Source organism: Brachybacterium sp. GCM10030268, from assembly GCF_042666305.1.
Lineage (GTDB): Bacteria > Actinomycetota > Actinomycetes > Actinomycetales > Dermabacteraceae > Brachybacterium.
This window is the reverse complement of the sequence record NZ_JBHTCW010000009.1, coordinates 109,540-133,320: the sequence shown is the minus strand read 5'-3', so window position 1 is coordinate 133,320 and position 23,781 is coordinate 109,540. Positions and strand designations below refer to the sequence as shown.

At 71.2% G+C, this 23,781-nt stretch carries 18 protein-coding genes; 7 read left to right on the top strand and 11 right to left on the bottom strand.

The genetic code is table 11. From position 1 onward, the window contains the following. Positions 1–319 precede the first annotated feature (319 nt). Positions 320–3,238, top strand: a complete 2,919-nt coding sequence (locus ACFQRD_RS13035; protein ID WP_377018685.1) for an ABC transporter transmembrane domain-containing protein — start codon at positions 320–322, stop codon at positions 3,236–3,238. A gap of 170 nt (positions 3,239–3,408) precedes the next feature. Beyond that, positions 3,409–4,776, top strand: a complete 1,368-nt coding sequence (locus ACFQRD_RS13030) for a UDP-glucose dehydrogenase family protein (protein WP_377018686.1) — start codon at positions 3,409–3,411, stop codon at positions 4,774–4,776. A gap of 150 nt (positions 4,777–4,926) precedes the next feature. On the opposite strand, the gene ACFQRD_RS13025 is transcribed toward ACFQRD_RS13030, so the two are convergent. From ACFQRD_RS13025 to ACFQRD_RS12995, 7 genes are all read right to left on the bottom strand, one after another. Further along, entirely contained in the window at positions 4,927–8,052 is a 3,126-nt protein-coding gene (locus ACFQRD_RS13025; RefSeq protein WP_377018687.1) for a YhgE/Pip family protein, read from the bottom strand. A 73-nt stretch (positions 8,053–8,125) separates the two neighbouring features. Beyond that, the gene (gene gluQRS, locus ACFQRD_RS13020; protein ID WP_377018688.1) at positions 8,126–9,046 is read right to left on the bottom strand and encodes a tRNA glutamyl-Q(34) synthetase GluQRS; all 921 of its coding nucleotides are present in this window, start codon (positions 9,044–9,046) and stop codon (positions 8,126–8,128) included. 54 nt (positions 9,047–9,100) lie between these two features. After that, positions 9,101–9,748, bottom strand: coding sequence for a hypothetical protein (locus ACFQRD_RS13015; protein WP_377018689.1), 648 nt, complete (start codon positions 9,746–9,748; stop codon positions 9,101–9,103). Between the two features lies 1 nt (position 9,749). Beyond that, on the bottom strand, positions 9,750–10,493 hold the full coding sequence (locus tag ACFQRD_RS13010) for a MerR family transcriptional regulator (protein WP_377018690.1): 744 nt from the start codon (positions 10,491–10,493) through the stop codon (positions 9,750–9,752). Positions 10,494–10,519: 26 nt separating this feature from the next. Then, positions 10,520–11,146: a hypothetical protein gene (locus ACFQRD_RS13005; protein WP_377018691.1), complete on the bottom strand. Its 627-nt coding sequence runs from the start codon at positions 11,144–11,146 to the stop codon at positions 10,520–10,522. A gap of 122 nt (positions 11,147–11,268) precedes the next feature. Then, positions 11,269–11,817, bottom strand: a complete 549-nt coding sequence (locus ACFQRD_RS13000; RefSeq protein ID WP_377804495.1) for a GNAT family N-acetyltransferase — start codon at positions 11,815–11,817, stop codon at positions 11,269–11,271. A gap of 244 nt (positions 11,818–12,061) precedes the next feature. Continuing rightward, a complete protein-coding gene (locus ACFQRD_RS12995) occupies positions 12,062–12,853 on the bottom strand; it encodes a hypothetical protein (protein ID WP_377018693.1) in 792 nt (263 codons plus the stop codon). A 249-nt stretch (positions 12,854–13,102) separates the two neighbouring features. Between ACFQRD_RS12995 and ACFQRD_RS12990 the strand changes: the two genes are divergently transcribed. The 3 genes from ACFQRD_RS12990 to ACFQRD_RS12980 all read left to right on the top strand — a co-directional run bounded on the left by ACFQRD_RS12990 (position 13,103) and on the right by ACFQRD_RS12980 (position 15,961). Then, positions 13,103–13,639, top strand: coding sequence for a peptidylprolyl isomerase (locus ACFQRD_RS12990; protein ID WP_377018694.1), 537 nt, complete (start codon positions 13,103–13,105; stop codon positions 13,637–13,639). A 194-nt stretch (positions 13,640–13,833) separates the two neighbouring features. Then, positions 13,834–14,988: a DNA glycosylase AlkZ-like family protein gene (locus ACFQRD_RS12985; protein ID WP_377804493.1), complete on the top strand. Its 1,155-nt coding sequence runs from the start codon at positions 13,834–13,836 to the stop codon at positions 14,986–14,988. Positions 14,989–15,046: 58 nt separating this feature from the next. Further along, a complete protein-coding gene (locus ACFQRD_RS12980) occupies positions 15,047–15,961 on the top strand; it encodes a rhomboid family intramembrane serine protease (protein WP_377804491.1) in 915 nt (304 codons plus the stop codon). 762 nt (positions 15,962–16,723) lie between these two features. On the opposite strand, the gene pcp is transcribed toward ACFQRD_RS12980, so the two are convergent. After that, positions 16,724–17,356 carry a pyroglutamyl-peptidase I gene (pcp, locus tag ACFQRD_RS12975; RefSeq protein ID WP_377804489.1) on the bottom strand — a complete coding sequence of 211 codons (633 nt, stop codon included), beginning with the start codon at positions 17,354–17,356 and terminating at the stop codon, positions 16,724–16,726. A gap of 208 nt (positions 17,357–17,564) precedes the next feature. On the opposite strand from pcp, the gene ACFQRD_RS12970 reads away from it, so the two are divergent. Both ACFQRD_RS12970 and ACFQRD_RS12965 read left to right on the top strand, forming a co-directional pair. Further along, entirely contained in the window at positions 17,565–18,074 is a 510-nt protein-coding gene (locus ACFQRD_RS12970; protein WP_377018699.1) for an Hsp20/alpha crystallin family protein, read from the top strand. Positions 18,075–18,438: 364 nt separating this feature from the next. After that, positions 18,439–19,095 carry a GNAT family N-acetyltransferase gene (locus ACFQRD_RS12965; protein WP_377804487.1) on the top strand — a complete coding sequence of 219 codons (657 nt, stop codon included), beginning with the start codon at positions 18,439–18,441 and terminating at the stop codon, positions 19,093–19,095. Between the two features lie 157 nt (positions 19,096–19,252). Here ACFQRD_RS12965 and ACFQRD_RS12960 read toward each other — a convergent pair whose 3' ends face one another. The 3 genes from ACFQRD_RS12960 to ACFQRD_RS12950 form a co-directional block, all read right to left on the bottom strand. Beyond that, positions 19,253–21,067 carry an ABC transporter ATP-binding protein gene (locus ACFQRD_RS12960; RefSeq protein ID WP_377804485.1) on the bottom strand — a complete coding sequence of 605 codons (1,815 nt, stop codon included), beginning with the start codon at positions 21,065–21,067 and terminating at the stop codon, positions 19,253–19,255. Further along, positions 21,064–23,094 (bottom strand): ABC transporter ATP-binding protein, encoded by a 2,031-nt coding sequence (locus ACFQRD_RS12955; RefSeq protein WP_377804483.1) that lies wholly within the window; start codon positions 23,092–23,094, stop codon positions 21,064–21,066. The genes ACFQRD_RS12960 and ACFQRD_RS12955 overlap by 4 nt, the downstream gene beginning before the upstream one ends. A 310-nt stretch (positions 23,095–23,404) precedes the next feature. Then, positions 23,405–23,776 carry a hypothetical protein gene (locus ACFQRD_RS12950; RefSeq protein ID WP_377804481.1) on the bottom strand — a complete coding sequence of 124 codons (372 nt, stop codon included), beginning with the start codon at positions 23,774–23,776 and terminating at the stop codon, positions 23,405–23,407. Between the last annotated feature and the right edge of the window lie 5 nt (positions 23,777–23,781).

The following is a 23,781-nucleotide window of genomic DNA, read 5'->3' as shown; positions in this document are numbered from 1 at the left end:
TTCTCACGCTCCTGGTGTGTGGTGACAGGAGCGTACAAGATCGGCGGCCGGCGTCATACAGCAATGGTCCCGAGTCCTCTGCGACGTCGCGGCGCGGCCGACCGGCGTCGGCTGGGCGCAGATCGAGGGCACTGACGACGAAGGGGCCGTATCTCTGACGATCTCGGTGTCCTGCCTCCGACGGTGACACACTGAGCACCGTCATCCCGCCATCCCCGGCGGACCGCGACCCGACGTCTCCCAGGACCACCACCATGCCTTCGCAGTCTCCTTTCCTCGCGCCCGGCGCGCCCGCACACCGCTCGGAGGTGACCTTCGCATGAGGACCGTCCCGACTCCCGACCATTCCGCCGAGGATCAGATGCAGGGATTCGCGGCCGACGATGCGACCGGTGACCGCGGCCCCGCGGAGAACGCCGGCCCCGCGGAGAACGTGGAACCGGCGGCGAACGCGGAAACAGCGGAGAACAACTCCGGTGAGCCGGCGCGGCGCACGCCGTCGTTGCCGTGGTCGGAGGAGGAACAGGCCGACGTCTGGTCCGGGAGCGCCTCGGACGGGGTCGGCCAGGACGACGCCGTGGAACACGGCGATGCGGAGGACGGCGACGTGCAGGTCGGCGACGCACAGGATGGCGACTCGCAGGTCGGCGACGCGCAGGATGGCGCGCAGGCGGCCCGCGAGCGCGTGGCTTCACCCGGCGTTCATCCGGTCGCGGCGCCCATCGCCCGTCGCGGCGTGCGCGTGCGTCGGCCCCCGCGGGCGAGCCACAACCCGCAGCCCTTCCGCCACCTCGTGCCGGGCGCGGGCGTCTCGGCGCCCGCGGACGACGGACCTGTGACGGGCGGAGACCTGACCCACGGGGTCGGCGAGCGCGCCGAGGAGGTCCCTGCCGGAGCCGACGAGACGGGCTTCGCCTCGGCCTCGCCGGGGGAGGACGCCTGGGTCCAGGGTCCGGTCGAGGGCATCGATGAACCGCAGTCAGAAGTCCTCGGAGCCGCGGAGGACGTCGACGGCCCGACCGAGCACGACCCGGCCGAGCCGATCGAGGATGAGCTGGCCGAGGATGCGCCGATCGAGCACGACCCGGCCGAGTCCGAGCCGATCGAGCGCGACCCGGCCGAGCCCGAGCCGATCGAGCACGACCCGGCCGAGGCCTTCGACATAGATCCCGGCACCGGCAGGCAGTGGACCGTCGTCGACGAGAGCGCCGGATCGGAACAGTCCGCGGACGCCGCAGACCCGGGGAGCACGCCGACAACCGTCCCGCCCCGCACACGCCCCGCGGACGCCGACGCCCGCGGCAAGGCGTATCCCGTGCCCGGCACGCTGGGGTCGCCCGGCGGTGAGCCGGTCACGACACCGACTGCGGAGCCGGTTGCGCAGGCGAGCGAGGAGAAGGGTCCGACCCCGCTGCAGCGCACGCTCGACCTGCTCAGCCCCCATCTGCGGGCGCATCGCCCCGGCTACATCACCGGCTCGATCGCCCTCCTGCTCAGCGTGTGGCTGCTGGTCGCGCTGCCGTTCCCGCTGAAGTACGCGGTCGATGCCGCGATCGCCACGACCGGCGCGGAGATCCCCGCCATCCGCGGCGTCGGGGGCGATCCCGCCGGCGCCCTGACGACCAGTGTCATCGTCCTCGCCGTGCTCCTGACCCTGCAGGTCCTCACTCGCTTCATCGGCATCGCGGCTCTGGGCCGCGTCGGCACACGGATGGCCACCGACCTGCGCAGCCGTCTGCTCAGTCACCTCCACCGGCTCACGCCCGAGCCCGGCACCTCCGGGGAGAGGAAGGCCGGCGCCGCACCGGCCGCAACCGCCTCATCCAGCGGCTCGGAGGCCGACGGAGAATCAGCCGTCGCGCTCATCGAGGACGTCGCCCGTCTGCGCGACCTGTTCTCCCACTCCGGGCCGCGTGTCGCCGCCGGCGTGCTGACCCTCGCCTCCCTCCTCATCGTCACGGTGATCATCGAGCCGCTCGCCGCCCTCGTGCTCCTGGTCACCGGGGTGCTCTACGCGGTACCCGCCGTGTTCGTGCTGCGCCGGGCCGGCGCCGCCGATCGCCGGGCCGCCACCGAGGAGCGCATGCTCGCCGACACCGCCGAGGAACTGGTCTCGGCCACCGGCACCATCCAGTCCTACGGGCTGGAGACCCGCTCCGAGCGCGGCCTGACCGAAGCCGGCAACCGCGCCGGTCGCGCCGTGACCGCGGCCCGTCGCTCCCAGTCGCTGCTGCAGCTGCTCGCCCAGATCGTCGCCGGGATCGGCGTGCTGGGCACGCTGCTCCTGGCAGGCGCCAGGGTCGCCGCAGGCTCCATGTCTCCCGGAGATCTCGTCCTCGTCCTCGCCTACGTGGCGATCACGATCCTGGTGCTGCGCGAGCTGCTCCCGCACACCGGTGTTCTCCGCGACGCGACCAGCGCGGGCGAGAACCTCTCCGCACTCCTGGAGCGCCGCGCCGGCATCGCCGAACCCCAGCGCACCCAGCCCGTCGGCCGTGTCCGGGGCGAGATCGTGTTCTCCGCGCTCGATGCGAAGGACGCAGAGGGCGGCCACCTGTTCGATACGGTCTCGCTGGTGGTGCCCGCCGGCCAGCACATAGCCCTGCTCGACGAGACCGGCCACGAGTCCTCGGCCCTGATCGCCTACCTCCAGCGCTTCGACCAGCCCGACACCGGACGAGTCCTGCTGGACCGCTTCGACACCCGCACCGTCGCGCTCGCCGACCTGCGCCGGCAGATCGCCGTCGTCCAGCGCGAACCGGTGCTGTTCACCGACACCGTGCGCGAGAACATCCGCATCGGCCGGCCCGACGCCACCGACGCCGACGTGCTCGAGGCCGCGCGGAAGGCCGGCGTCGACGAGTTCGTCGCGCAGCTGCCCGACGGGCTGGACACCGTGCTGTACCGGCGCGGGGACGTCCTCGCCGACGGTCAGCGCCGACGGGTCGCGATCGCCCGGGCGCTGGTGCGCGACGCCCCGGTCGTCGTGCTCGATGCCGCCGACGCGGACCTCTCCGGCCCGGAGCGCAGACCCGTGCTGCGGGCCCTGGCCACGCTCATCGAAGGCCGCACCGCGCTCGTCCGCAGCCGCGACCCCGAGACCATCGCGGAGATGGACCGCGTGCTGTGGCTGGACGCCGGAGACATCCGCGAGGACGGGGCGCCGTCGACCCTGGCCACCGATCCCGGCACCCGCCTGGCGACCTGGCTCAGCCGTCAGGACGACTCCGTGCGGTGACCGCAGCGCGGTGAGCGGCGACGAACCGTCGCAGGGCTCTCGACTGCGCTCAACCGGGCGGCAACCTCCCGGCCATCTCGGCGCGCCACACTGAGCGGACTGTCCGAGCCCTGGCGGGTTCGTCGGCCGAACCGGTGAGCTCCGGGGCAGCGCGAGAAAGCTGGTCCACGATGAAGATCTCCGTCATCGGTGTGGGGTACCTCGGGGCCGTCCACGCCGCCAGCATGGCCGAGCTCGGCCACGACGTGATCGGCCTGGACGTCGACGCCCGCCGCATCGACCTGCTCTCGGCCGGCGAGGCCCCGTTCCACGAACCGGGTTTCACCGAGATCCTCCGCCGCGGCCTCGATGCCGGGCGGCTGCGCTTCACCACCGACTACGCCGAACTGGCCGATGCGGAGGTCCACTTCCTGAGCCTGGGCACACCGCAGCGGGCCGACGGATTCGGCGCGGACCTCACTGCGCTGCAGGCCGCCGCCGGCTCCCTCGCCGAGGTGCTCCCGGCCCGGGCCGGCCGGCCGACGCTGGTGGTCGGCAAATCCACCGTGCCGGCCGGCACCGCCCGCGGTCTCGCCGACCGTCTCGAACGGCTCGAGGGCGTGCGGGTGATGTGGAACCCGGAGTTCCTCCGCGAGGGCTTCGCCGTCAAGGACACCCTGGATCCCGACCGCCTCGTCTACGGTGTGCGTGATCCGGACGGTGCTGACACGGAGATCGCCATGCTCGACGAGGTCTACGCCGGCATCCTCGAGCGCGACGTGGAGCGCCTGGTCATGGGCTTCGAGACCGCCGAGCTGGTCAAGGTCTCCGCCAACGCGTTCCTGGCCACGAAGATCTCCTTCATCAACGCGATCGCCGAATTGTGCGAGGCCACCGGCGCCGACGTCACCGACATCTCCCGCGCCCTGGGCATGGACGACCGCATCGGCAGCAAGTTCCTGCGCGCCGGCGTCGGCTTCGGCGGCGGCTGCCTGCCCAAGGACATCCGCGCCTTCATCGCCAGCGCCGAGGACCTCGGAGCCGGCCAGGCGCTCGGCTTCCTGCGCGAGGTCGACGCCGTCAACCAGCGCCGGCGGGTGCGCGTGGTCGAGCTGGCCCGCGAGATGCTCGGCCCGTTGCGCGGCCGCCGCATCACCGTTCTCGGCGCCGCCTTCAAGCCCGACAGCGACGACGTGCGCGACTCCCCGGCGCTCGAGGTGGCTTCCCGCCTCATGTCCGCTGGTGCTCACGTCACCGTCACCGACCCCGAGGCGCTGGCCAACGCCGCGCGCCGCTTCGAGGGCATGACCACCGTGGCCGACACCACCGAGGCGCTGCGAGGTGCGGAACTGGTGCTGCTGCTGACCGAGTGGCGCGAGTACCGGGAGCTCGACCCCGTCGCCACCGCGCAGCTGGTCGCGGCCCCGCGGATCGTCGATGGCCGGGGCGTGCTGAGCCCGCGTGACTGGCGTGAGGCGGGCTGGGAGTTCCGCGCCCTGGGCCGCCCCGACGCCCCGGCCGCGGACACGGCCTCCGCGCCGGAGCTCGCCCTGTCCTGACGCGCGGGCCCCGCCACCGCGCCGCCCGCTCCCTCCCGCGTCCAAGATTGGCCAGTGCCGTCGCACAATCACCCGAAAATGCGACGTCACTGGCCAAAGTTCGGCGCCCGACCGCGGGCACGGGTGCTGCCGGGCGCGGGGCCGTGGTGCTCACCCCTCGGGGAGGGCGCCCGGCTGCTCGTGCTGGAGCCGCAGGGCCCGGCGCCGGGCGAGGACCGCGCCGGCCAGACCCATGGCCACGCCGAACAGCAGCCAGCCGCCCAGCCACGTGAGGTCCCCGGTGGGATCGACCCAGCCGCCGCCGATGGCGCCGCGGAACGCGTCCACGGCGTGGGTCATCGGCAGGTAGGGGTGGATGACCTGGAAGAACTCCGGCAGGGTGCCGGTGGGATAGGTGCCGCCCGCCCCGGAGATCTGCAGCGCCACCAGCACCAGGGCCACGAACTTCCCGACCGGCCCGAACATCGCCCCGAAGCCGTGGTTCAACGCCACGAACACCAGGCTGGTCAGCGCCGAGAGGCCGAACATCAGCGGCAGATCGTGCATCTGGATGCCCACGCCCCAGCGCAGCGCCCCGACGGCGATCGCGGACTGGATCAGCCCCAGCAGGAACGCCGGGACCAGACCACCGGCCAGCAGCCGCAGCGGCCCCACCCCGCGTGAGGCGGCGGCAGCGGAGAACGGCGGCATCATGAGGAAGATCGCCATCCCGCCGACCCACAGGCTGATCGCCAGGAACAGCGGAGCCAGGCCCTCGCCGAAACGGGAGAGCTCATGGGCGCGATCGAAGCGCATCTGGACCGGGTCCGAGGCGGTTCGGGCGAGGTCCTCGGACTCGTCCTCGCTGTAGGAGGGCACCTCGTCCTCGGAATCCTCGAGTCCGTCTCGCAGCTCGGCGGATCCGTCGGCGAGCTGCCCGGCCCCGTCGTCGAGCTGGGTGGCGCCGTCGGCCAGTTCGTCGGCGCCGTCGTCGACCTGGCGGGCACCGTCTGCGAGCTGACCGGCGCCGTCCTCGAGGTCGCCCGCCCCGTCGGCGAGCTGTTCGGCACCGTTGCGCGCGTCCGTGGCTCCGTCGGCCAGCTGATCCGCGCCGGTGACGAGTTCCCCGGAGCCGTCGGCGAGCTGTTCGGCGCCGGTGCGGGCGGTGCCGACGCCGTCGGTGTACTGCCCCACGCCGTCGGCCAGCTCATCGGCGCCGCTGGAGGCCGTCCCGGTGGCCTCGGCCAGCTGCTCGGCCCCCGAGGAGACGTCCTGGGCGCCGTTGTTCAGCCGCTGCACATCATCGGCGCCCTGCTGGAGGGTGTCGTAGGCCGCGGGGAGCGCTTCGGCTGCGGTGCGCGCCTGCTCGGAGAGGTCATCGGCGAGGTCACCGGCATCCTGTCCCTGCTCCGGATCGCTCACGGCGTCGGCGGCCTCGGTGGCGTCGGTGCGCAGGGTCGAGAGGTCGGTGCTGAGGGTGCTGGTGCTGTCGGCCAGGGGGCCGGTGTCCTCGGTGAGGGCCGAAGTGTCCTCGGCGAGGGTCGTGGTGGTGGCTGAGAGCTCGTCGAGGTAGGTGGTGATCCGGTCGGAGGCGCCGGTCATGCCCTCGGCCGTCTCGGCCACGCCGGTGGACTGCTCAGCGGCCGTGCCGGTGGCGTCGTCCGCGGCGGTCGCGTCCTCGCTGGCCCGGCCGGCGTCCTGACGGGTCTGCTTGGAGGTGTCGGAGACGGCCGAGAGCTCCTCGCAGAACGAGGCGTCGGCGCCGGATTCCTCGCAGCGCTGGGCGAGGTCGTCTACGGACTGCGTGTACTCCTGGACGCTGTCCGAGGAGGCGGCGGCGCTGTCGGCCGCGGCAGATGTGGCCGTCTGGGTGTCGGTGACCGCAGTGTCGAGCTCGGAGACGTCGCCGGCGATGCTCGAGGCGCCGTCCTGCAGCGTGCGGGCGTCGTCAGCGCGGTCCTCCGTGTCCGTGGCGAGCCCCTGCGCGGTCTCATCGAGGCTTCCCGCGGCGTCATCTACGTTGCTCGCGCTCTCGGAGATCGTGCCGGCGTCGGTGGCGGGCCGGTCGAGATCCTCGGCGATGCCGCTGACGGTGCCGGCGGCGGTCTCCAGGTCATCGACGGCCGTGACCAGGTCATCGCTGGTGCGCTGCACGCTCTCGGGCGTCACGCCGAGCTCCTCGGCGCGCTGCTGGGCGGCGGTGATCGTGTCGCTGAGCTCCTGCGTGCCGCCGGCGACCTGCCCGGCCCCATCGGAGAGGTCCGAGGCGCCGCTGGCGAGCTGGTCGGTGCCCTCGGCGAGGTCCTCGGCCCCGGTGCGCAGGGGAGCGCCCTGCTGATCGAGCGTGGTCAGGCCGCTGCTGAGGTCCTCGGCGCCCTCATGCAGCGTGGCGGTTCCGTCGCGCAGCTGAACCGCGCCGGCCGAGAGCTGATCCAGCCCCACCACCAGGTCGAGGCTGCCCTCGTGCAGGTTGGAGGCGCCGGTGGCGAGTTCGTCGGTCCCGCCGACCAGCTCGCCGGTGCCGTCGGTGAGCTCTGCGCTGCCGGAGACCAGGTCGCCGGTACCGTCATGGAGCTCGGAGGAGCCGTCGGCGAGTTCGCCGGCCCCGTCGGCCGCATCGACGATCCCGCCGTGGATGGTGGTGAAGCCGACGTAGATGTTGTCGAGGTAGTCCTCCAGCACGCTGGCGCGCAGCGAGTCGGTCAGGGCCGTGCCGACGGACTTCGAGAAGTTCCCGCCGACGTAGTTGATCGTGTCGTTGGTGGTCACCGTCAGCAGTGCCGGCGCCGCCTGCTCCGCGTCCCCGCCGAGCGAGGCGACGTTCGCGGAGAAGTCCTTCGGGATCTCGACGGTGGCACCGTAGGTACCGTCCTCCAGGCCGCGCTGCGCCTCGGCGGCGGAGACCTCCACGAAATCGAAGACGTTCTCCTCGTCCATGTCCACCAGGGTGTCGGTGAACTCGCGGCCGACGTCGACCTGCGTCTCCTCGCCGCTGGGAGTGGTCGCGGTGGCGCCTTCGTCCTCGTCGACCACGGCGGCGGTGATCTGGTCGAGGTTGTTGCTGGGGTCGTGGAAGGACCACGTCATGTTCCCGGAGTAGATCACCGGGACCAGGGCGAGGCCGACGACGAACAGCGCCGCGATCGGCTTCTTCCACTCAGCCGGCAGCAGCGCGGCCGCGCCACTGCCCGCGGCGGAGAGGCTGCGACCGACGGAGCCGGCGACAGAGCGGGCGGCGGCGAGGAGGGCATGGGCCACCGAGGAGAGGGCGGCCAGGAGAGCGCGGAGGATTCCCATCACGAACAGCACGATACATTCGTGTATCGAGCGTGTTACCGATCAGTAGTAAAGTGTGGTGAGAGGAACGGCATCAGGCCGGCAGCCGCACGACCCAGGGCTCGCGGGGGAGGGAGGCGGGATCCCACCGCTCGAGCACATCGGCGGCAGTGCGGCACCCGCTCAGGCCGAGGGACTCGCCGATCCGGCCGACGACGTCCGCGGCGCTCTCACCGCGTTCCAGCCGGTCGCGCAGCGTGACCGCACCGTCGCGCTTGGCCAGCCGCGCCCGGTCGGCGTTGACCGCCAGCGGGACGTGCGCGTACTCCGGCTCCGCACGCCCCAGCAGATGAGCGAGATACGCCTGGCGAGGCGCCGAGCTGAGCAGGTCGTCCGCCCTCGCCACCTGATCCACCCCTGCGGCCGCATCATCGACGACGACGGCGAGGTTGTAGGCCACCACCCCGTCGCCGCGGCGCAGCACCAGGTCATCCACGGCCGCGGTGACCTCACCCGCCCACAGGTCGCGCACCGTCCACTCGGCAACACCGGCACGCAGGCGCAGAGCAGGCTCGCGCCGCAGCTCCCGCATCCGGGCCCGGCCCGCCTCGCACTGGGCAGGGGTGAGGTCGCGGCAGGTGCCGGGGTAGGCGCCGGGCGGGGCATGCGGGGCGCTCGGTGCCTCGAGGATCTCTCGCCGGGTGCAGTAACACTCGAACACCAGGTCACGAGCGAGGAGCTGTGAGAGCGCCTCGTCGTAGGCCGCACCGCGCTCGGACTGGCGGACCACTTCGCCGTCCCAGTCCAGGCCGAGGGCCTCGAGGTCCTCCAGCTGACGCTGTTCGGAGCCCTCTCGCACCCGGTCGAGGTCCTCGACGCGCAGGTGGAAGGCGCGGCCGCTGCGGCGGGCCAGTACCCAGGCGAGGATCGCGGTGCGCAGATTGCCCAGGTGCAGGTCGCCGCTGGGGGAGGGGGCGTAGCGGCCGGCAGCGCGCGGGCTCGGGGGAGCGGGCATGGGCGTCAGTCTAGGAACCGTCGGGCTCGGCTGCCGGGTGGGAGGCGCGGATTCTCACTCCTGGGCGATCGCATCGAGCCAGCTGTAGCGCAGGCGGGTCGCTCGTTCGACGCTGGCCGTCGCAGCGGCGAGACCGAGCGCGACATTGCCCCACGTGGGCACGGCGACAGGCGAGGTGAACTGTCCGAACTTCTCGGTCACCGGTGGAATGCCGGTGAGCACTTCGAGGAGCTGGGGAACGGCGAGAGCCGTGCACGTGAGAAGGACGAGCAGCGAGAGGACTCCGATCGCCCGACTGCGAAGGGGGTGCTCCTTCTCCAGCCGCGCCCGTCGTCCTTCGGCCGAGCGCGTGTCCGGCAGCAGCTGGCGCTGGGGTCCGTGCTCGGGAACGTAGTGGCAGCGGCGCAGCCCGAAGGCCGAGGGGGTCACCTCGATGACCCCTCCCTCGACAGGGAAGGCGGCGGGAAAGGTGGAGGTGGCGATGTGTCGGTCGTCGAGGAAGAGGTGTGCTTTTCCCTTGCCGTCCTCGGTCGCGATCCGCTGCCAGTAGGGGACGTCCACGGCGTAGACCTGCTGAGTCTCCAGAGGGAGGTAGAACAGTGCGCGGGAGAGCTGGTGCCACCAGCGGAACGGCCGGAGGCGTCGACCGGTACCGGGTGTGATGCGCCGTGCGGACCGCTTGTGGCGTCGGCTCCGATCCATCTCACGTCTCGCTCGGGGGCTCGCTGACGGGTGCCTCGGCGGCGACCAGTGCCTCGAGCCGCTGCAGGGTTCGGAGCTGGGCGCCGTGGTAGAGCTCCACCAGGGCGTGCGCGAGGATCAGCCCGGCCGCCTCGGCCCCATGGGGAGAGCGCTCCAGGGCGTCGGTCAGCTCCGGGTGCTTCGTGCGCGTCCGCCGAGCCGCGGGAACCATGCGGCGGGCGAGATCCTCGATCTCCGCGTCCGTGGCCTCGGCGGGAAGACGATCGAACTCGAGATCGGTCGGCTCGGGTTCGAGGACGGCCTGGCGGAAGGACTCCAGCGTCGGACCGTCGAACACGGTGGTGTACACGGCGAGCAACCCACGCTGTGACTCCGAGAGACTCGATGCCACCGCGGCGAACCCGGCCGGGGTCTCGGCGGGAGCCTGATGGGACATCAGCTCTGCAAGGTCCTTGCGTGCCCCCTGCAGACGACGGATCCTCGCCTCGAGCTCGGCGTCCAGGCTGCGGATCTCCTCGAATGATGCGGCGGCGCCCGGAGCCGAGGCGGCGATCCTCGTCAGCGGGATCCCCAGTGCACTGAGCCGACGGATCCGCACCAGCTGCACCAGATGCGGGATGCCGTACTGCTTGTAGCCGTTCGAGGCCCGCTCGGGCTCCGGCAGCACGCCGATCCGGTGATAGTGCCTCACGGTGTTCAGCGTGGTGCCTGCGATCCGCGCCAACTGACTGGTGCTCCAGACCATGCGGACACTCCTTTCCGGTGCACCCATCATGGCGCAAGCAGACCGAAGACCACGGGCAGCAGGTATACGAGCGACAACGCCTCGTAGACGGCTCCGGCCACGAGCAGTGCCAGGGCGGCGAGGGCCAGCCAGGCCATGCGCCGCAGCCCGCCGAGGTAGCCCCGCCGGTGGCTCTGCTGGCCGACCGTCGCGGGGCGCAGCCATGCCCGGCCCAGGACATAGGCACCGAGCATCATCAGCACGTACGCCTGGAACTCGATGACCATGGTCGGCACATGCGGGATCAGGGAGATCCGCGTGGCCGTGTCCACCGGAGCGAGGGTCATCCCCGTGGTCACGGCGAAGTAGGCGAAGACGGCGATCCCGGAGAAGGGGATCACCAGCGACGGGACCACGATGGTCGCCACGATGATGCGGCCGATGTTGACGGCGAGGATGGTCAGGGCGAACAGCCACGGCGAGGACAGCAGCGAGGTCACGAGGTCCGCGTCCCCACTCGCCTGCAACCCGGTGCGCTGCGACGCGGTGACCTCAGGAAACAGCATCCCGATGGCCATCCCGAGCACCAGCAGGCCGTACGCCATGACGTTGAGCAGACGATAGGCACGGCGATGCTCTCGCATGAGCGAGAGCGGTTCATGTATCAGACGCACGGCGGGTGCTCCTCGGTGACCGGTGGGGGACCGACGGGATCGCCGGTCACCACGAGGGCACACCATGTCCTCGGTACATGGTCAAGCGCAGGCGTCAGGAGAGGTGTTCGCGCACCGGCTCGTCAGGCACCCGGCCGGACGAGGAGTACGTCGCCCGGGCGATCGCCGGGGACGGGGCGGTCCGGCGCAGCGGCGCGGAAGCCCAGGCGCGCGGCCAGGGCACGGGAGGCGGCGTTGCCTGCCGCCGTCACGGCCACCACCTCGCATTCACGAGCCCCGACCACGGGGTCATCGAGCACGGCGGCCATCGCCTCGGTGGCCACACCGCGACCGACCGCCTCGGGATCCAGCCGCCAGTAGGCGCTGAGCAGTGCGGAGTCACCGGAGGCGGAAGCTGCTTCGGTTGCGCGCTCGCCGTCGCCGTCGGCCTCGAGCGTGGCGAGCCCGACCACGCCGAGCAGGCCGGCAGGCAAACCGGTCCTCCCACGCGCTCGCACCGCGAAGTACCCGAATCCGTGCCGTTGCCAGTGCTCGATCCAGCGGGAGAGCACCCAGCGCATCTGGGCGCGCGCGGTCAGCGGCTCGGTCAGGTCGTCGACGAACGCGCGGGCATCGGCGTGGAGGGAGAACAGTTCCTCGAGATCGCCCTCGCTGACCGGTGACAGCCGCAATCGAGGCGTGGAGATCTCGGCTCCGTGCGCAGCAGATCCAGCGGACTCACGCCCATCGGACGTACGCGGAGCAGGCGCAGACCCAGCGGGGACAGACGCATCGGGGACAGACGCAGCGGGACCAGGCCCAGCGGGCGCAGACGCAGCGACGGCGCGACGATCACCGTCGGAGGACGGGATCGCCGCGCCGTGCACTGAACGTTCCGCTGCCCGCGTCGTGGAGCGACGCGTCAGGGGTGAGGACTCAGGAGTCGCCGCGGTGGGTGCCGCGCTTCTCGTCGTCCTGCGCCGCATCGCTCTCGGCCGGGTCCGAGTCGACCTTGACCTCCTTGGGCTCCACATCGGAGGGACGATCCTCGCCCTTCAGGGCCTGGGCCACGTCACCGGCGTCGGCCGAGCCGACGGTGTCGGAGACGGTGGAGGAATCGGACTCGCTGGAGGCGGAGGCCGGGTAGTGGGCGCGAGCGAAGTCCGCCGGCGGGGCCCAGGGGTCCTCGACCGGACGGGTCTTCTGCCACACCACGTAGCCCGCGGCGGCACCGGCGGCAGCCAGGCCGAGGACGAGCAGCACCTTGCCGGCGCGGCCCTTCTTCTTCGCCGCCGGGGTGGGCGCCAGAGCGGCGGCCTTGATGTCGCCCTGCCCCTTGTCGATCTCCTTGCGAGCGGCCTCGACCGCGGCGCGCAGGACGGAGTTGGTCGTCTCGGCGGTCTTGCGGGCGCGGGGGAGGTAGTCCTCCTGCACGTCACGCTTGAACTTGTCGGCACGGGGGCCGAGGTTCTGCGAGAGCTCCGAGAACTTCTCGCTCTGCTGACGGAAGCGCTCTTCGACGCCGGGACCGTACTGGTCCACCAGCCCGCTCGCCCGGAGGCGGGCCTCGCGCGCGCCCTCGGACACCACCGGACCGACGTTGGCCGCGAGCTTCTGCAGCTCCTGGACGGCCTTGTCAGCGCTCCCGGCCGTCGCCCCGGCGGCAGCCGCCGTCTTCGCGGCCTGCTTCTTGGCCTTCTTGGTTTCCCGCTTGGTGGTCAGCGCCATGAGCTTCCCCTTTCGGTCGAATCCGCCGGGTCGGGCCGACGGTGGTCCCTGGGCCGCGGCACCCCTGAGGGGATGACTCGACCCGTGTGGCACAACTCTAACGCGAGCGAGTATGAACGCACCCAGACGACCGGTCAGGATCGAACCGGCCGACCGGTCGGCGCCGGCCCCGTCCGACGCTCTGCCGTCCCTCTGCTGTGCGATGGGGACGCAGGATTCCTGCAGCAGCGTCTGTGCGAAGATGACGCCATGTTCGCAACTCTGCACACCAACCACGGGGACATCCGTCTCGAGCTGTTCCCGGACCACGCACCCAAGACCGTCGACAACTTCGTCGGCCTCGCCGAGGGCACCCGCGAGTTCACCGACCCCGAGAGCGGCGAGAAGGTCACCCGTCCGTTCTACGACGGCGTCGTCTTCCACCGCATCATCTCCGGTTTCATGATCCAGGGCGGGGACCCGATCGGCACCGGCACCGGCGGTCCCGGCTATACCTTCGACGACGAGATCTCCGAGAAGAACTTCAACGAGCCCTACGTGCTGGCCATGGCCAACGCCGGCAAGCGCATGAACGCCATCACCGGCCAGCCCGCCGGCACCAACGGCTCGCAGTTCTTCATCACCCTCGGCCCCACCCCGCACCTGCAGGGCAAGCACACCGTCTTCGGCCAGGTGGCCGACGAGGACTCCAAGAAGGTCGTCGACGAGATCGGTGCCGCCAAGACCGATATGCGCGACCGCCCCCTCGAGGACATCGTCATCAACTCGGTGACCATCGAGAAGTGAGCCCCACGGCCTCGAACTCGACCCGGACGCAGCCCCGAGGCCACCGCGGCCCGATCCCGGCCCGGTAACCGCGCGGGCCGGATCGCCGCCCGACGCATCGGCACCTCCCGGAGCAGATCTCGCACGAGACGCTCCGTGAGGTGCCGCTGTCGTATGCAGCCGGGTCCGTCGGCCCCCGCCACTAGTCTCGCGTCATGACGCAGCGACACCTCGCCGGTGCCCGGATCCTCGCGCAGGGCCTCGCCGGCCCGCGCCGCTTCGACAGCCCGACGGAGGCGGCCCATGCCTTCGGCGCCCACCAGGGACAGGACCTGCCCGGCGTGATGGCGTCGCTGGCGCTGCGCACCGGCGGCGAGCTCGAGCCGGTGCTCGCCGCCTTCGACCGCGCAGAGATCGTGCGAGGCTACCCGATGCGCGGAACCGTCTTCGCCGTCGCCGCGGACACCCTCGCCTGGCTCACCCAGCTGTGTGCGGCCGGCCCGCTGCGCGCCTCGATCGGTCGCCGAGCCCAGCTGGGCCTGGACGAGGAGCATTTCCGGCGGGCCGCGGACGTGCTCGTCGAACTCGTCGCCCCGGCCTCGCAGCGCGGCGTCGGACAGGGCGTACTGCGCACGGACGTCATGGCCGCCTGGGAGGCGGCCGGCGTGGCGACCGACGGTGGCCGCGGCTATCACCTGCTCACCTATTTCCTGGCCTCCGGGCTGGTCGCTCTCGGCCCGTGGCGCGAGCAGGAGACCGCCGTGGTGCTGGCCTCCGCGTGGCTGCCACCGCGCTCGGACCTCGAGGGGGCTTTCGGGGGCGATGAGACCGCGGCGATCGCCGAGCTCGCCCGGCGGTACTTCACCAGTCACGGCCCGGCAGGGGAGCGGGACCTGGCCTGGTGGTCGAAGCTCCCGCTGGGAAGGATCCGGTCAGCGCTGCCCCAGATCACGGACCGACTGGAGACGGGCTGGGCCGACGGGGACGGGCGGCTGCGCACCACTGCGGCCGACGCCCGCTCCGGCGGCGGCGAACAGCTGTGGTGGCGACCGGGACTGGCCGAGGACTATGCGGCGCGGGAGAAGGAGACCATGCGGGAGATGCTGCTGCCGGGGTTCGACGAACTCGTCCTGGGCTACCGGGACCGCCTGTACCTGATGGACGAGAAGCGCCACCAAGCGCTCGTGCCCGGCAACAACGGCGTCTTCAAGCGCGCCGCGATCCGCCGTGGAGAGATGCGCGGGACCTGGACCCGGAAGGGCCCTGCCGGCCGACGGAAGCTCGACCTCACCGAGCTGCACCCGATCAGCGCCTCCCAGCGAGCCCGGTACGAGAAGCTCTTCGCCGCCTTCCCCTACACCTCGCCCTGAGCCGAACCTCTTGGCAGCGCGCGGCTCCGGCCCAGGTCCCCGTGGTGGAATGGACGCCATGGAACGCCCCAGCTACGGCTACAGCGCCGAGGACAACCCTGACCCGCAGGGCCAGCCGGTCTGCCCCCGCCACCCCGACCGGGTGAGCTACGTGCGCTGCAAGCGCTGCGACCGTCCGGCCTGCCCGGACTGCCAGCGACCGACATCAGTGGGGGTGCTCTGCGTCGACTGCGAACGGGAGATCTCCCGGCAGCAGGCATCGGCCCGGCCGCGCAACGCGATGGGCGGGACCATCGGGGCTCGTCGGCCCTACGTCACCTACACCGTCATGGCCCTGTGCATCCTGGCCTACGTCGGCCAGACGGTCGCGGGCGATCTCGTCTACCAGCTGGGCGTCTTCGCCCCGTTCCGTGCCCTGGTCATGCCGTGGACCTTCCTCACCGGCGGCTTCCTGCACGGCGGCATCATGCACCTGGTGCTGAACATGTGGGCCCTGTGGGTGGTGGGCCAGTACCTCGAGCAGACCATGGGCCACGTGCGGTTCGCGGCGGTCTACTTCGTTTCGGTCCTCGCCGGCCACACGGCCGTCTACCTGCTCACCGACCCGCTCAGCCAGGCCTGGTACGGCGGCACGCTCGGGGCCAGCGGCGGCGTGTTCGGGCTGTTCGCCGCGATGTTCGTCGTCAACCGGCGGATGGGCGGGCAGACCGCCCAGATCGCGGTGCTGATCGTGCTGAACCTCGTCATCACCTTCACCGTTCCCAACATCTCCTGGCAGGGTCACCTGGGCGGGCTCATCATGGGCGGCCTGGTCACCGCCGGGATGTTCGCCCTGCGTCCCAAGGCGACGCCGGGGGTGGACCGGCAGGCGCTCGCCCGGCGCTCGGCGATGGTCCACGTGGGGATCGTGGCGTGCGGGGTGCTGCTGTGCGTGGCGCTGGTCGCCGCCAAGACGGTCATGCTCCCCGTCTAACGTCTAACGCCTAACGCCTGACGCCTGACGCCTGACGCCTGACGCCTGACGCCTGACGCCTGACGCCTGACGCCTGACGCCTGACGCCTGACGCCTGACGCCTGACGCCGGCGCGCTCTGGCTCGGCGCAGGCCCCCGAGATCGGCCGGCACAGAGACCCCCGCGGGCGAATCACATGGCTGTGACTATCCCCAGCTGTGGACGGGGATGTGGAGAAATGGCCAACGGCGGGGGACCGAGCGAGCATCACTGTGGAAAACTCGCCGTCCGTGGTGGACGCGCGGTGTGGACGGCTGGAGCGACGATCCTCCGTGCCTTCCGCAGCGCGCTGTGCCTGAACTGCTCTGGCCAGCGTCTTCGTCGCGCACGGGTCCGGTGCAACCGCATCCGGCCGTCGGGCCCCTGCTCGACTGATGATGCGCATGACCTGCGCGTTCGGTTCTCGGTCCTGCAGACGGCCACGAGCCGGCGGCTGGTGTGGACAACGCTCGTCCGCCATTCGCCTGGGGACACGCTGTACATGGGCTCGATGTGGCTCGTACCTGGTGAACTACACGTCTGTCATTCATCCACCGTTGTGGACAGTGATGTGGACAGCCGGGCTCAGCGGTCCGTGCACGAGCCGTCGGCCGCGGCAGCACGGAGCGCGATCGGGAGTTTTCCACGTGCTCGGCCCGTCAGGAAGAGCCGATGTGCGGGCTCAGGCAGAAAGGCGTTCGCAGCGACCGGCCGGCGCCACCGGGCCACGCCGGTCGCGGACGGTCAGTGCAGTGCGCCGCCGCTGACTCGTACATCCGACGGGGAGCCCAGTGCGACCTCCGTGAGACGCGCCAGGCCGGCAGCGGCCACTCCGACGTCGACCGCGTCGGTCGACGGCACGTGGACGAACCCGCCGCGGATCGCGCCGGCGGCCCCGGTCCCGGTGGCCGCCAGGTGCTGCAACCGATAGAAGACGTCGTTGCACACGTAGGTGCCCGCCGTCTGCGACACCGAGGCCGGGATGGCTTCGGCGGACAGTGCTGCGACCATCGCCTTGATCGGAAGATCGGTGAAGTACGCGACCGGGCCGCCGGTGATCACCGGCTCGTCGATCGGTGCGGCTCCGGCGTTGTCGGGGATGCGGGCATCGCGGATGTTGATCGCCACCCGCTCCGGCGTGATCGCGGTGCGCCCGGCGGCCACGCCCGTCGCGATCACGAGCCCTGGACGGTGTTCGCGCACAGCCGTCTCGAGCAGGTCCCCGGCGCGACCGAACTCGACGGGCAGTTCGACGTCCTGGACCGCGACCCCGCGGTCACGCAGCATGGGCGCCGCCCGCCGCACCGCCTCCCACGAAGGGTTCTCGAGCTCGCCGCCGAAGGGCGCGAAGCCGGTCAGGAGTACGTCGATGGTCATCGTCGGAGCCTATCGCCGGCACCGGGACGGCCCGCTGCGCGAGCGGTCACGCGGACACCCGTGAGACGTGATGCAGACCACATGAGTCTTAGGGGCTCAACTTTGGAATACGGCGCGGGGCACAGGTGTTGTGCGGGGTGAGAGCGCCAGGGACGGCGCGCTCCGCAGGTTCTTCGATGTACGACCGAGACACTCCAGGAGGTTCATCATGGCTCGCACGTTCTCTCCGTTCCAGGAAGTCGATCGACTCTTCACCGATCTCACCCGTACCCCCGCCTCCGTCGGCATGCCGATGGATCTCTACCGTGACGGCGACAGCTTCACGGCGGAGATCGACCTGCCGGGCGTGGACCCCTCCAGCATCGACGTGGACGTCGATGACCGCACCCTCACCGTCCGCGCCGAGCGCTCGGGCTCGACCCCGCAGAGCGAGCGCACGTGGCTGACCCGTGAGCGTCCCAGCGGCACCTTCGCCCGACAGATGACGCTGGGCAGCCGGGTCGCTCTGGATCGCATCCAGGCCGACTACGCCGACGGCGTGCTGCGCCTGACGATCCCGATGGCCGAGGAGGCCAAGCCGCGCAAGATCGCGGTGGGCCACAGCGACCGTTCGCAGGAGATCACCTCGAGCGAGAGCGGCTCGGGCCAGGACTCGAACCAGGCCCAGACCCTCGAGGGGTCGACGTCGGACCAGAAGGCGGAACCCGTCGGCGTGTGACCGGACCGGCCGGGACCCGGGTGCGTTCAGCAGGCTGACCCTGCCGGGTCGCCGGCAGGGTCAGCGCAACGCCCCGCCCGGGGACCCGACCAGCAGCCCAGGCCGGGGTCGGTCGCCGCAGCCAGTCAGCTCGCGCGACGACCGGCCCCGGCCTCCTCATGCCTGATCCCGGCGCGGTCCCCGCTGACCCCGACGCCCTCCCCGCCGGGCCCGACCCCTCTCCGCCGGGCCCGACGCCTCTCCGCCGGGCCCGACGCCCTCTCAGCCCGGCTCGGGCGTCTGCCACGGCGGCCTCGCGAGCGTGGTCGTGGAACGGGCATCCGGACGGGCTGCGGGATGCGGCAGGTGTGCCTAAGGTGGGGCGATGGAGACGCGCCCCGGCCTCGACGTGCTGTACCCGCCCCTCGGCCTGAGCATCCGTGCGGGCGACCTCACCCTGCGCCCGCTCGGCGATGCCGATCTGCCGGAGTACGCGGAGCTGATCCGTCGGCCGATCTTCGAGGATCCCGAGGTGCCCTACGCGTTCCCCTGGTACCGCGCCGAACCGGATGTGCGCGTGCGCGAGGCGGTGAAGTTCCAGTGGCGGATGCGCTCGAACGTCTCGCCCGAGGCGTGGGCCCTGAACTTCGGGATCTGGGCCGACGGGCGCCTGATCGGCTGCCAGGACGTCTCCGCACAGCGCTTCGCCGACCGGCGCACGGTCGGGACGGGCTCCTGGCTGACCCTGGACGCCCACGGCAACGGCTACGGGAAGCTCATGCGCCAGGCGATGCTGGTCCTCGCCTTCGATCACCTCGGAGCGCAGCGGGCCGAATCCTCGGCGGGCATGGGCAACGACGCGTCCTTCGGCGTCTCCCGGGCCTGCGGGTACGTCGACAACGGGACGCACGTGTCCACCGACGGGGATCCGATCGTTCTCGAGCAGCGCTTCCTGGTCACGCCGGAGACGTTCCGGCGCCCGGAGGTGCCGGTCGAGGTGGAGGGGTTCACCGGCGAGCTGCGAGCGATGCTGGGAGCCTGAGCCGGATACTCGTCCGGCCCCCTGCTCCCCGGGCTCGCGCTGCCGCGCCAGTGGCTCCCGGGTCGCGGTCCACCGGCTCCCGGGTCGCGGTCCACCGGCTCCCGGGTCGCGGTCCACCGGCTCCCGGGTCGCGGTCCACGGACGCCGCTGATCCCCGCTACATCGACTCCTGCCACGCCTGGTACAGCGCCGCGAACCGGCCGCCGGCACGCACCAGCTCCTGCGGGGAGCCGTCCTCGACCACCTCGCCGCCGTGGACCACGAGCACCCGGTCCGCGATCATCACCGTGGTCAGGCGGTGGGCGATGATCAGCGAGGTGCGCTGGCCCAGCAGGCGCGTCAGGCCTTCCTGGACCATGCGCTCGGAGGGGATGTCCAGCGAGCTGGTGGCCTCGTCGAGGATCAGCACCCGCGGGTCGGCGAGGAAGGCGCGGGCGAAGGAGATCAGCTGCCGCTGACCGGCCGAGACGCGCCCGCCGCGTTTGTTCACGTCGGTGTCGTACCCGTAGGGGAGGGACTCGATGAAGGAGTCGGCGCCGATCGCCTTCGCGGCCCTCTCGATCTCCTCGCGGCTCGCGCCCGGCTTGCCGAGCGCGATGTTGTCCGCGACGGTCCCGGAGAACAGGTAGGCCTCCTGGGTGACCATGACGATGTTGCGCGTGAGGTCCTTCATCGAGATGTCCCGCAGGTCCACGCCGTCGAGCTTCACGCTGCCCTCGGTCGCGTCGTAGAAGCGCGAGATGAGCTTGGCGACGGTGGACTTGCCGGCACCGGTCTGGCCCACTAGCGCGACCGTCTGCCCGGCGGGGATGTGCAGGTCCATCGGCTTCAGTACCAGCGGACCGTCCGCGCTGTAGCGGAAGGAGACGTCCTCGAAGTCGATCTGGCCGCTCGAGGTCGGCATCGGGGTGGGGTCCTGGGGCTCCTTGACGGTGGGCTGGACGGCCAGCAGGTTCGCGATCTTCTCGAGCGCGGCCACCGCGGACTGGAAGGCGTTGTAGAAGTTCGCGATCTCGTCGACCGGCTGGAAGAAGCGGCGCGAGTAGAGCACGAGCGCCACCAGCACGCCCACCTGCAGATCGCCGTTCATGACGCGGAACCCGCCCACGACCAGCACGGCCGCGATGGTCACGTTGGCCAGGAAGCGCAGCGTCGGCTGGTAGATGCCGAAGACGTTGACCGAGCGCAGCGAGGCGTCGCGGTAGTCCTGGGCGAGGTCGTCGAACTCCTGCTGATTGCGCTCCTCCTTCCGGAAGGCCTTGACCGCGCGGATGCCGGCCATGGCCTCCACGAAGTGGACGATCAGACGGGCGGAGTGGGAACGGATCGCCCGGTACTCGATCCGCGAGCGCCGCTGGAACCACTTGGTGAGCATCACGCAGGGGACCAGCATGAGCAGCATGACGATCCCCGTCTGCCAGTCCATGACCACGATCAGCACGATCGTGAACACCATGGACAGCGAGGCGCCCACCATCACGTTCACGCCCGAGTCCAGCAGCTCGCGCAGTGCCTCCATGTCGGAGGTCTGCCGGGAGACGATCCGGCCCGAGGTGTAGGACTCGTGGAACTCGAGGTCCTGGCGCTGGGTGAAGCGGAAGACGCGGCGGCGCAGGGACAGCAGCATCTTCTGGCCGACCACGACGGACTGGCGCACGTAGCCGTAGGTGAGCACGCCGCCGACGATCGCGGCGCCGAGGTGCATCGCCGCGGCCTGGAACGCCGGGATGCTGTTGCCCTCCATCAGCTGCGGCAGCGCGTTGTCGATGCCCCAGGCGATGATCGCGGGCCCGGCCACCACGGCGAGCTGGGCGATGATGACCATCAGAGCCATCAGAGCGAACTGGCCCTTCACGGGGGCGATCAGCTCGCCGAGCAGCTTGAAGGACCTCTGCCTCGAGAGCTTGTTCTCCTCGGGGGAGAGGACTCGCTGTTCGTCGTCGTTCTGGTCCTGCAGGGTCGCGGTGCTCATCGCTCCTCCTCCCGGTCGCTCTGGTCCTGGTCGGAACGGCCGGCGGCGGGGATCCCCGCCGTGACGGTCACGGCATCGGCATCGGCATCGGCATCGGCATCGGCGTCGGCGTCGGCATCGGCGCCGGTGCGGACCTGGCCCTCGTCCTGCCCCGCGCGGAGGTCAGGTGGCGCCTCGCCGTCACCGTCGGACCCGTGCTCCACGTCGGCGGAGCCCTGGAGGCCTCGCAGGTCGAGCTCCCCGGTGAGGGTCTCGATGTCCTGGTCGCGGCGCACCTCCTCCTCCTGGTTGGCGATCACCCAGCGGTAGCGGGGAGAGCTCGCCATCAGTTCGGTGTGCGTGCCCACGGCGACCACCCGGCCACGATCGAGCAGGGCGACGCGGTCGGCGAGGGCCACGGTGGAGGTGCGGTGGGCGACGATTAGCGTGGTCGTGCCCTCGAGCACCTCGCGCAGGCGGCCGGTGACGTTCTCCTCGGTCTTGGTATCCAGTGCCGAGAGCGGATCGTCCAGCAGCAGCACGGCCGGGCGGGCCGCGATCGCACGGGCGAGAGCCAGACGCTGGCGCTGGCCGCCGGAGAGGCTCATGCCCTCCTCCCCGATACGGGTGTCGACCGCGTCGGGCAGGTCGAAGGCGAAGTCGGCGTCGGCCGTGGACAGGGCGAGCTCGAGCAGCTTCTCGGACTCCTCCTCGCTCAGCGACCGATCTGCACCCAGCAGGACGTTCTCCCGCACCGACCCGGAGAACAGGGTGGCGTCCTCGAAGGCGAAGGCGGTCAGGGTGCGCAGGTCCACGAGATCCATGTCCCGGGTCTCGACCCCGTCGATCGAGATGGTGCCGGCGGTGACGTCGTACAGCCGCGGGACGAGCTGCAGCAGCGTGGACTTGCCGCTGCCGGTCACCCCGACCAGCGCCATGGTCTCGCCCGGGTCGATCTGCAGGTCCACGCCGTCCAGCACGTCGGGGACATGGTCGGGGGCGTCCTCGTAGCGGAAGTGGACACCGCGCAGCTCCACGGCGCCGCGGGCCGCCGCGTGGTCGATGGGCGTGGGGTTCTCCGGTGAGGTGATGCTGTTGAACTGATCCATCACCTCGTAGTGGCGATCCAGGGCGGTGGTGGCGCTGACGGCCTGCCCGAAGAGCATGCCGAGCATGCGCACGGGGCCCACCACCAGGGTCGCGGTCGCGAAGTAGGAGGCCAGCTGACCGGTGGAGATCGAGCCGTTCGCGGTCAGGTACAGACCCACCAGCAGAGAGACACCGAGCGCGAGCTCGGGGAGCATGAACATGAACATGTCGAAGCGCGCGATGGCCGTCGCCTTGCGCACCTCGGTCTGGCGCAGTTCCTCCGCCTGCTCGGTGAAGCCTTCGAGGGCCGACGGCCCGCGCCCGAACGCCTTGAGCACACGGATGCCCTGGACGGACTGCTCGATGGTGGTGGCCAGGTCGCCGTTCTGATCCTGGGACAGCCGCGAGAGGATCGAGAAGTTCCGGTGGAAGCGATAGGCGATGATCGAGACCGGCACGGCGGCGAGGAAGAAGATCAGCGCGAGGATCGCCGAGGAGCGCCACAGCAGCGCCATCCCCACGATCACCGTGACGGAGCTGGCCACGGCCATGATCATGCCGAAGGCGATCCACCGGCGGATGATGTTGATGTCGGTGAGCATGCGCGAGAGCAGCTGACCGGAGCCCCACCCGTCGTGGAAGGAGACCGGCAGGTTCTGGACCTTGCGGTAGAAGTCCACGCGGATCTGCTTCTCGACAGTGGTCGAGGGGGCGACGGCGAAGGTGCGACGCAGCCAGAGGAGGCCGGCTTCGAGCACACCGAGACCGAGCACGATGGCACCGCCGGTCAGGATGGTGGCGGCGACGGCGTCGTTCTCGAGGCGGTTGACGATGTGCTCGAGGACCTGGGGGATCATCAGCGCGACGATCGAGGCGGCGAGGGCGCTGAGCAGGCCGAGATAGAGGCGGAAACGAATCGGACGGACCGTCTGCCAGAGGCGGCTCATGGTGCCGAACATGGGGAAAGGAGTCCTCAGAGGGGGAGCGGGGGTCCCGGCGGTCGGGACCGGAGTATTAGCCTAGTCAACTATTGCCGCATCCGACAGTCGTTAAGCGCATTCCGTTCAGGTGGGCCTGCATCGCCACTGGTGAGGACGTGCTGATTCGCGGCTGTTCGGTGCCGTGCGGGCGCGCCGTTTTGAGGGACGTGCCGCGTTGCCCGAGGCGTCGCTCGCCGGACGCGTTGCTCAGTTCGGCGCGCTGCTCGGTGGACGTGCCGCTATGGAGGGTCTGCGATTCGTGCGGCGCTCGTGCGCCGGGTCGAACCACTCAGGCGTCCGGGTCCGCCGGGGTCCACTCCCCGTAGGCCGCGTCGGACAGCAGGGCGGCGGCGCCGGCGGCGACGCCGGTCACGGTGAGCACGGCGGGCCAGGCTCCGATCTTCTTCGCGAGCGGGTGGGAGAGTCCGAAGCCGAGCACGTAGGTCGCCCCGAGCACGGCAGTGGTCGCGGGGCCGCGACGGGCCAGCCACGTCCGGCCCGCATAGAGCCCGGCCGCGGCGAGGACGACGCCGCCGAGGGGGCGGATCCCCGTCTCCCGGGCGGTGAGCCAGCCGCCGATCAGTCCGGTGGCGACGACCGGGGCCGTCGAGACCTCGCCGGCGGGCTTGAGGGTCATGCCTGTGCGCTTCCCGGTGCTCATGGCAT

Excerpts from the sequence above, each read along its gene's own strand:
- ACFQRD_RS13015 (WP_377018689.1), bottom strand. The coding sequence starts at position 9,748 with ATGGATCGGAGCCGACGCCACAAGCGGTCCGCACGGCGCATCACACCC.
- ACFQRD_RS12990 (WP_377018694.1), top strand. The coding sequence starts at position 13,103 with ATGTTCGCAACTCTGCACACCAACCACGGGGACATCCGTCTCGAGCTG.
- ACFQRD_RS13010 (WP_377018690.1), bottom strand. The coding sequence starts at position 10,493 with ATGGTCTGGAGCACCAGTCAGTTGGCGCGGATCGCAGGCACCACGCTG.
- ACFQRD_RS12980 (WP_377804491.1), top strand. The coding sequence starts at position 15,047 with ATGGAACGCCCCAGCTACGGCTACAGCGCCGAGGACAACCCTGACCCG.
- ACFQRD_RS12955 (WP_377804483.1), bottom strand. The coding sequence starts at position 23,094 with ATGTTCGGCACCATGAGCCGCCTCTGGCAGACGGTCCGTCCGATTCGT.
- ACFQRD_RS12960 (WP_377804485.1), bottom strand. The coding sequence starts at position 21,067 with ATGAGCACCGCGACCCTGCAGGACCAGAACGACGACGAACAGCGAGTC.
- pcp (WP_377804489.1), bottom strand. The coding sequence starts at position 17,356 with ATGACCATCGACGTACTCCTGACCGGCTTCGCGCCCTTCGGCGGCGAG.
- ACFQRD_RS12970 (WP_377018699.1), top strand. The coding sequence starts at position 17,565 with ATGGCTCGCACGTTCTCTCCGTTCCAGGAAGTCGATCGACTCTTCACC.
- ACFQRD_RS13035 (WP_377018685.1), top strand. The coding sequence starts at position 320 with ATGAGGACCGTCCCGACTCCCGACCATTCCGCCGAGGATCAGATGCAG.
- ACFQRD_RS12965 (WP_377804487.1), top strand. The coding sequence starts at position 18,439 with ATGGAGACGCGCCCCGGCCTCGACGTGCTGTACCCGCCCCTCGGCCTG.
- ACFQRD_RS12985 (WP_377804493.1), top strand. The coding sequence starts at position 13,834 with ATGACGCAGCGACACCTCGCCGGTGCCCGGATCCTCGCGCAGGGCCTC.
- ACFQRD_RS12995 (WP_377018693.1), bottom strand. The coding sequence starts at position 12,853 with ATGGCGCTGACCACCAAGCGGGAAACCAAGAAGGCCAAGAAGCAGGCC.
- ACFQRD_RS12950 (WP_377804481.1), bottom strand. The coding sequence starts at position 23,776 with ATGAGCACCGGGAAGCGCACAGGCATGACCCTCAAGCCCGCCGGCGAG.
- ACFQRD_RS13030 (WP_377018686.1), top strand. The coding sequence starts at position 3,409 with ATGAAGATCTCCGTCATCGGTGTGGGGTACCTCGGGGCCGTCCACGCC.
- gluQRS (WP_377018688.1), bottom strand. The coding sequence starts at position 9,046 with ATGCCCGCTCCCCCGAGCCCGCGCGCTGCCGGCCGCTACGCCCCCTCC.
- ACFQRD_RS13025 (WP_377018687.1), bottom strand. The coding sequence starts at position 8,052 with ATGGGAATCCTCCGCGCTCTCCTGGCCGCCCTCTCCTCGGTGGCCCAT.